This window comes from Mesorhizobium sp. M7A.F.Ca.CA.004.06.1.1 (assembly GCF_003999135.1).
Taxonomy (GTDB): domain Bacteria; phylum Pseudomonadota; class Alphaproteobacteria; order Rhizobiales; family Rhizobiaceae; genus Mesorhizobium.
The window spans coordinates 1-6388 of the sequence record NZ_RZPQ01000306.1 but is presented as its reverse complement, the minus strand read 5'-3'; the positions used below and the strand labels follow the sequence as shown (position 1 = coordinate 6388).

General features: G+C 63.9%; 5 protein-coding genes and 2 pseudogenes. All 7 read left to right on the top strand.

Annotated elements, in window-relative coordinates:
* Nucleotides 1-259: pseudogene (locus EN906_RS18635) on the top strand (sugar ABC transporter permease); the annotation flags it as partial.
* A gap of 11 nt (nt 260-270) precedes the next feature.
* Nucleotides 271-1095 (top strand): annotated as a pseudogene (locus EN906_RS18630) (carbohydrate ABC transporter permease).
* Nucleotides 1096-1164: 69 nt separating this feature from the next.
* Complete coding sequence (locus tag EN906_RS18625; protein WP_127272484.1) at nt 1165-2163, top strand: ABC transporter ATP-binding protein; 999 nt, start codon at nt 1165-1167, stop codon at nt 2161-2163.
* 2 nt (nt 2164-2165) lie between these two features.
* The gene (locus EN906_RS18620; protein WP_127268861.1) at nt 2166-2936 is read left to right on the top strand and encodes an L-iditol 2-dehydrogenase; all 771 of its coding nucleotides are present in this window, start codon (nt 2166-2168) and stop codon (nt 2934-2936) included.
* A gap of 146 nt (nt 2937-3082) precedes the next feature.
* Nucleotides 3083-4561 (top strand): mannitol dehydrogenase family protein, encoded by a 1479-nt coding sequence (locus EN906_RS18615; RefSeq protein WP_127272483.1) that lies wholly within the window; start codon nt 3083-3085, stop codon nt 4559-4561.
* 15 nt (nt 4562-4576) lie between these two features.
* Nucleotides 4577-5260 (top strand): HAD family hydrolase, encoded by a 684-nt coding sequence (locus tag EN906_RS18610; protein WP_127268441.1) that lies wholly within the window; start codon nt 4577-4579, stop codon nt 5258-5260.
* Nucleotides 5257-6388 (top strand): FGGY family carbohydrate kinase (locus EN906_RS18605; protein WP_127375294.1); only part of this gene is annotated, 1132 nt, incomplete at its 3' end. The genes EN906_RS18610 and EN906_RS18605, both read left to right, overlap by 4 nt.

Here is a 6388-nt window from a genome sequence, read left to right as displayed (position 1 = left end):
GCCGCACATGTCGCGCGCCATCACGGTCGTCATCCTGATCCAGACGATCTTCCTTCTCTCCGTCTATGCCGAGATCCTCGTCACCACCAATGGCGGCCCGGGATACGCCTCCACCAACCTGCCCTTCCTCGTCTACCAGAAGGCGTTGCTGGAGTTCAAAATCGGCCAGGCATCCGCCGGCGGTGTGATCGCCGTCATTCTCGCCAACATCGTTGCCTTCTTCGCCATGCGCGCCGTCGGCAAGAACCTGGACAAGTAAGGGAGGCTACGATGGCACGCTCAGTCACCACCCAGCACAAGACGATTGCGACAGTTGCCGCCTGGATCGTCGCCCTGCTGATCTTCTTCCCGATCCTCTACACGATCATCACCTCGTTCAAGTCGGAGCAGGAAGCCATCCAGGGCTTCAGCATCATCCCGTCGGGAACGTTCGAGAGCTATGCCGAGGTTCAGGCGCAGAGCGGCTACTTCAAATTCTTTTTCAACTCGGTGCTGCTCTCGGTCGGCTCGACCATCCTGGCCCTGCTCGTCGCCATACCGGCGGCATGGTCGATGGCCTTCTCGCCGACCAAGCGGACCAAGGACATCTTGATGTGGATGCTGTCCACCAAGATGATGCCCGCGGTCGCGGTGCTGTTCCCGATCTACCTGATCTTCCGCGACACAGGACTGCTCGACAGCCGGATCGGCCTGATGATCATGCTGATGCTGATCAATCTGCCGATCGTGGTGTGGATGCTCTAGACCTACTTCCGCGAAATACCGGGCGAGATCCTGGAAGCGGCACGCATGGACGGCGCGTCGCTGTGGAACGAGATCGTCTATGTGCTGACGCCGATGGCGGTGCCGGGCATCGCCTCGACGATGCTGCTCAACATCATCCTAGCCTGGAACGAGGCGTTCTGGACGATCCGGCTGACGACGACGGAAGCAGCACCGCTGACCGCCTTCATCAGCTCGTTCTCCAGCCCGCAAGGCCTGTTCTGGGCCAAGCTCTCGGCCGCCTCGACACTGGCCATCGCGCCGATCCTGATCATGGGCTGGTTCAGCCAGAAGCAGCTGGTGCGCGGCCTGACATTTGGTGCGGTCAAATAATTGATGGCGCGGTGAAGTAACGGAATTGCCCGAAGCAATCGGCAGAAATAACCCCTCGGGGAGGAAATCATGGGAAACATCACGCTCAAGAACGTCTCCAAATCCTTCGGAGCGACGTCCATCATCCCCGGTCTCGACCTGGTGATCGAGAATGGCGAGTTCGTCGTCTTCGTCGGCCCGTCGGGTTGCGGCAAGTCAACGCTGCTGCGGCTGATCGCCGGGCTCGAGGACACCAGCGGCGGCTCCATCAACATCGACGGCCGCGACGTCACCGGCGAGGCACCGGCCAAGCGCAAGCTCGCCATGGTGTTCCAGTCCTATGCGCTCTATCCGCACATGACGGTGGCCAAGAACATCGGTTTCCCGCTGAAGATGGCCGGCGAGGACAAGGCGACCATCGACAAGAAGGTGGGAGACGCCGCGCGCGTGCTCAACCTGACCAACTATCTCGAACGCAGGCCCGGCCAGCTTTCCGGCGGCCAGCGCCAGCGCGTCGCCATCGGCCGCGCCATCGTGCGTCAGCCGACCGCCTTCCTGTTCGACGAACCGCTGTCCAATCTCGATGCGGCACTGCGCGGCACCATGCGGCTGGAGATCAGCGAGCTGCACCATCAGCTCAAGACGACCATGATCTACGTCACCCACGACCAGGTCGAAGCCATGACCATGGCCGACAAGATCGTCGTGCTGAACGCCGGCAACATCGAGCAGGTCGGCTCGCCGATGGAGCTCTACAAGACGCCGAAGAACCTGTTCGTCGCCGGCTTCATCGGCTCGCCGAAGATGAACCTGATCGAAGGCACGCCGGCTGCCAAAAACGGCGCCAAGACCATCGGCATCCGTCCCGAACACCTGGAGATCTCGACCACAGCGGGCGAATGGAAGGCGGTCGTCGGCGTCGCCGAGCATCTCGGCTCCGACACCTTCCTGCATGTCCAGGCCGATGGCGTCGGCCCGCTGACGGTGCGCGCCGACGGCGAACTCGGCGTCCATCATGGCGACACCATCTATCTGACGCCCGACAAGGCCAAGCTGCATCGCTTCGGCGCCGACGGGAAGGCAATCTGAACATGCGGCTGGCCGGCAAATCCGCGCTGATCACAGGTTCGGCCCGCGGCATCGGCAGAGCCTTCGCCGAAGCCTATGCCGGCGAAGGCGCCACCGTCGCCATAGCCGACATCAATCTCGAGGCGGCGGAGAAGACGGCCGCCGAGATCGGCGGCAAGGCCTATGCGGTCAAGCTCGACGTCACCGACCTCGCCTCCATCGAGGCGGCGGTGAAAGCCGTCGAGACGAAGACCGGTGGCCTCGATATCCTGATCAACAACGCCGCTCTTTTCGATCTGGCACCGATCGTCGAGATCACCAAGGCAAGCTACGATAAATTGTTTTCCGTCAATGTCGCCGGCACGCTGTTCATGCTGCAGGCAGCCGCCCGCTCGATGATCGCCGCTGGCCGGGGCGGCAGGATCATCAACATGGCGAGCCAGGCCGGACGACGCGGCGAGGCGCTGGTCGGCGTCTATTGCGCCACCAAAGCCGCCGTCATTTCGCTGACACAGTCAGCGGGGCTCGACCTGATCAAGCACCGCATCAACGTCAACGCGATTGCCCCTGGCGTCGTCGACGGCGAGCACTGGGATCACGTCGATTCGCTGTTCGCCAAATATGAGAACCGGCCGAAGGGCGAGAAGAAGAAGCTGGTCGGCGAGGCAGTGCCGTATGGCCGCATGGGCACGGCGCAGGACCTCACCGGCATGGCGGTTTTTCTCGCCAGCAGCGACGCCGAATACATCGTCGCCCAGACCTACAATGTCGATGGCGGCCAGTGGATGAGTTGAGGGCGGGGGACGGCCTCTGCTCCTCGTCCCTCCGCGGGGAGCAGAGGCCGACATCAGCGGGCGCGTAGCCAGTGCCACCCCTTATCCTCTCCCCAACCGGGAGAGGAGCGTAACGAAGGCCTAGATTCGGCCAAAGGGTAAAACAGATGACCGTGAAACTCTCGTCCTCAAACCTCTCCAAACTGCCCGCTGAGGTCGCCGGCCCGAAGTATGACCGCGCGACATTGAAGGCCGGCATCGTGCATTTCGGAGTCGGCAATTTCCATCGCTCGCATCAGGCCGTCTATCTCGACGATCTGTTCAATTCGGGCGTCGGCCATGACTGGGCACTGATCGGCGCCGGCGTGTTCGACGGTGAAAAGATCGGCCGCGGCAAACTGGAAGAGCAGGACTGGCTGACCACGGTGGTCGAGCAGGACAGCGGCCATATGAGCGCCCGGGTCACCGGCGCCATGATCGACTTCCTGATGCCCGGCGATGCGGCCGGCATCATCGAACGGCTGGCCGACCCGGCGATCAAGATCGTTTCGCTGACCATCACCGAGGGCGGTTATTTCATCGATCCGGCATCCGGCGTGTTCAACCCGACCCACCCCGACATCCTCGCCGATGCGCAGCCCGGCGCGACACCGAAGACGGTGTTCGGCATCATCCTTGCCGGGCTGGTGCGGCGGCGCGATGAAGGCACCGTGCCGTTCACGGTCATGTCGTGCGACAACATTCCCCACAACGGCCATGTCACCTCGGACGGCGTCATCGGCCTGGCCCGTTTGATCGACGAGGATCTGGCGAACTGGGTCAGCGAGCATGTCGCCTTCCCGAATGGTATGGTCGATCGCATCACGCCGGCGACCACCGACCGCGAACGCGGCATCCTCGCCAAGGACTTTGGCCTTGAGGACAACTGGCCGGTGTTCTGCGAGCCGTTCCGGCAATGGGTGCTGGAGGACCATTTCACCGGCGGCCGGCCGCCGCTGGAAAAGGTCGGCGTGCAGTTCGTCAAAGACGTTGCGCCCTACGAATTGATGAAGATCCGCATCCTCAATGGCGGCCACGCGACGATTGCCTATCCGGCCGGCCTGATGGACATCCATTTCGTCCATGAGGCGATGCAGGAGCCGCTGGTGAGCGGGTTTCTGGCCAAGCTCGAACGGGAGGAAATCATTCCGACCGTGCCGCCGGTGCCGGACACGGTCCTGGAAGATTATTACCAGCTCATCGAGAGCCGCTTTTCCAATCCCAAGATCGGCGACACGGTGCGCCGGCTCTGCCTCGACGGCTCCAACCGCCAGCCGAAATTCATCATCCCGACCATCGCCGACCGGCTGAAGGCCGGAAAGAGCGTCGCGGGCCTGGCGCTGGAATCGGCGCTATGGTGCCGCTACTGCTTCGGCACGACGGATAGCGGCGCCGTCATCGAGCCCAACGATCCGAGCTGGGGCCGGCTGCAGGCAACGGCAAAAGCGGCAAAGGATGCTCCCGCCGCCTGGCTTGCCATGGAGGACATCTATGGCGATGTCGGCCGCGCGACGGCGTTTGTCGAGGCCTTCGCCCATGCGCTCAACGTGCTGTGGGCGAATGGCGCGCGCGCGACGCTGACGCGCTACCTCGCCGGCAAGCTCTGAGAGCCATTCTCGGCCATGACGCCTGAACTGGTCATCTTCGACTGCGATGGCGTGCTGGTCGACAGCGAGGCGCTCTCCGTCTCGGCGCTGCTCGGCATGGTCAAAGTCGCCGGCGGCAGCGTCAGTGAGGATGCCGCCTACGAGCATTTCCTCGGCAGGAGCATGAAAAGCGTGCGCGAGATCCTCGGCCGCGACTTCGGGCTCGATATCACAGACCTGCACCTGACCGAGATGCGCGTCGAACTGATGCGCAAATTCCGCGAGGAGCTGAAGCCGATCGCCGGCGTCAAGAAGATACTGCCGAAGCTTGGGCTGCCGTTCTGTGTCGCGTCCTCGGGCACGCTCGACCGCATCCGCTACGCGCTCGACGTCACCGGATTGCTTGGGCTGATGGAGCCGCACCTGTTCAGTGCCACCATGGTGGCCAAGGGAAAGCCGGCGCCGGATCTGTTCCTGCATGCCGCCGCCAGCATGCGGGCTCATCCGCGCAAATGCCTCGTCGTCGAGGACAGCCCGGCCGGCATCATTGCTGCGCGCGCGGCGGGGATGCGCGTGTTTGCCTTCACCGGCGGCTCGCATGCCGGCAACCCGACCTTGAAAGCGCGGCTTGCGTCGAGTGAGCCGGACTTTATATTCGCTGACATGCTGCAATTGCCCGATCTGATTGCAGGCCTGGGAGCGAGAGACAGAGCATCTTGACGAAACAGTTCGTTTGCGCGGTCGATGTCGGCACCGGGAGCGCTCGCGCGGGCATTCTCGACACCACAGGCACCTTGCTCGGCCGCGCCGAGCGGCCGATCGCCATGAACCAGCCGAAGCCCGATCACGCCGAGCATGATTCGCGCGATATCTGGTCGGCCGTCTGCACCGCCGTGCGCGCTGCCCGCGAAAAAGCCGGTGTCGAGCCTGAGGACATTGTCGGCATCTCCTTCGATGCCACCTGTTCGCTGGTGGTGCGCGACCGGCAAGGCGGCCAGCTCAGCGTCTCGGTCACCGGCGACAAGCGCTGGGACACCGTCGTCTGGCTCGACCACCGCGCCATCGCCGAGGCCGACGAATGCACGGCAAGCGGCCACGCCGTGCTGAATTACATCGGCGGCGTCATGTCGCCGGAAATGGCGACGCCGAAGCTGATGTGGCTGAAGCGCAATTTGCCGCGGACGTGGAATGAAGCCGGCTATTTATTCGACCTGACCGATTTCCTGACCTGGCAAGCGACGGGCTCGCTGGCCCGCTCGCAATGCACGCTGACCGCCAAATGGACCTATCTGGCGCATGAGGAGACAGGCTGGCGGCGCGATTTCTTCGAACTCGTCGGCCTCGACGATCTTTTCGAGCACGGCAGCCTGCCGGAAAAAGCCAGCCCGGTCGGCGCCGATATCGGTCGATTGACGGCGCAAGCGGCGGCCGAGCTTGGGCTGAGCGAGAAATGCCGGGTCGGCGCCGGGGTCATCGATGCCTATGCCGGCGCGCTTGGCGTGCTCGGCGGCTTTGCCGGCGACGAACAGGACATCGGCCGGCATTTGGCGCTGATCGCCGGCACATCGAGCTGCGTGATGGCGATGTCGCCCGATCCGCAGCCTTTCGCCGGCGTCTGGGGGCCATACTACGGCGCGGCGCTGCCGAGACTGTGGCTGTCGGAAGGCGGCCAGTCGGCGACCGGCGCCCTGCTCGACCACATCATCCGCTGGCACGGCGCCGGCGGCGAGCCGGATGCCGCCATGCATGCGAAGATCGCCGGGCGTGTCGCCGAGCTGCGCGCCACCGAGGGCGACAACCTCGCCGCAAGGCTGCATGTGCTGCCCGACTTTCATGGCAACCGCTCAC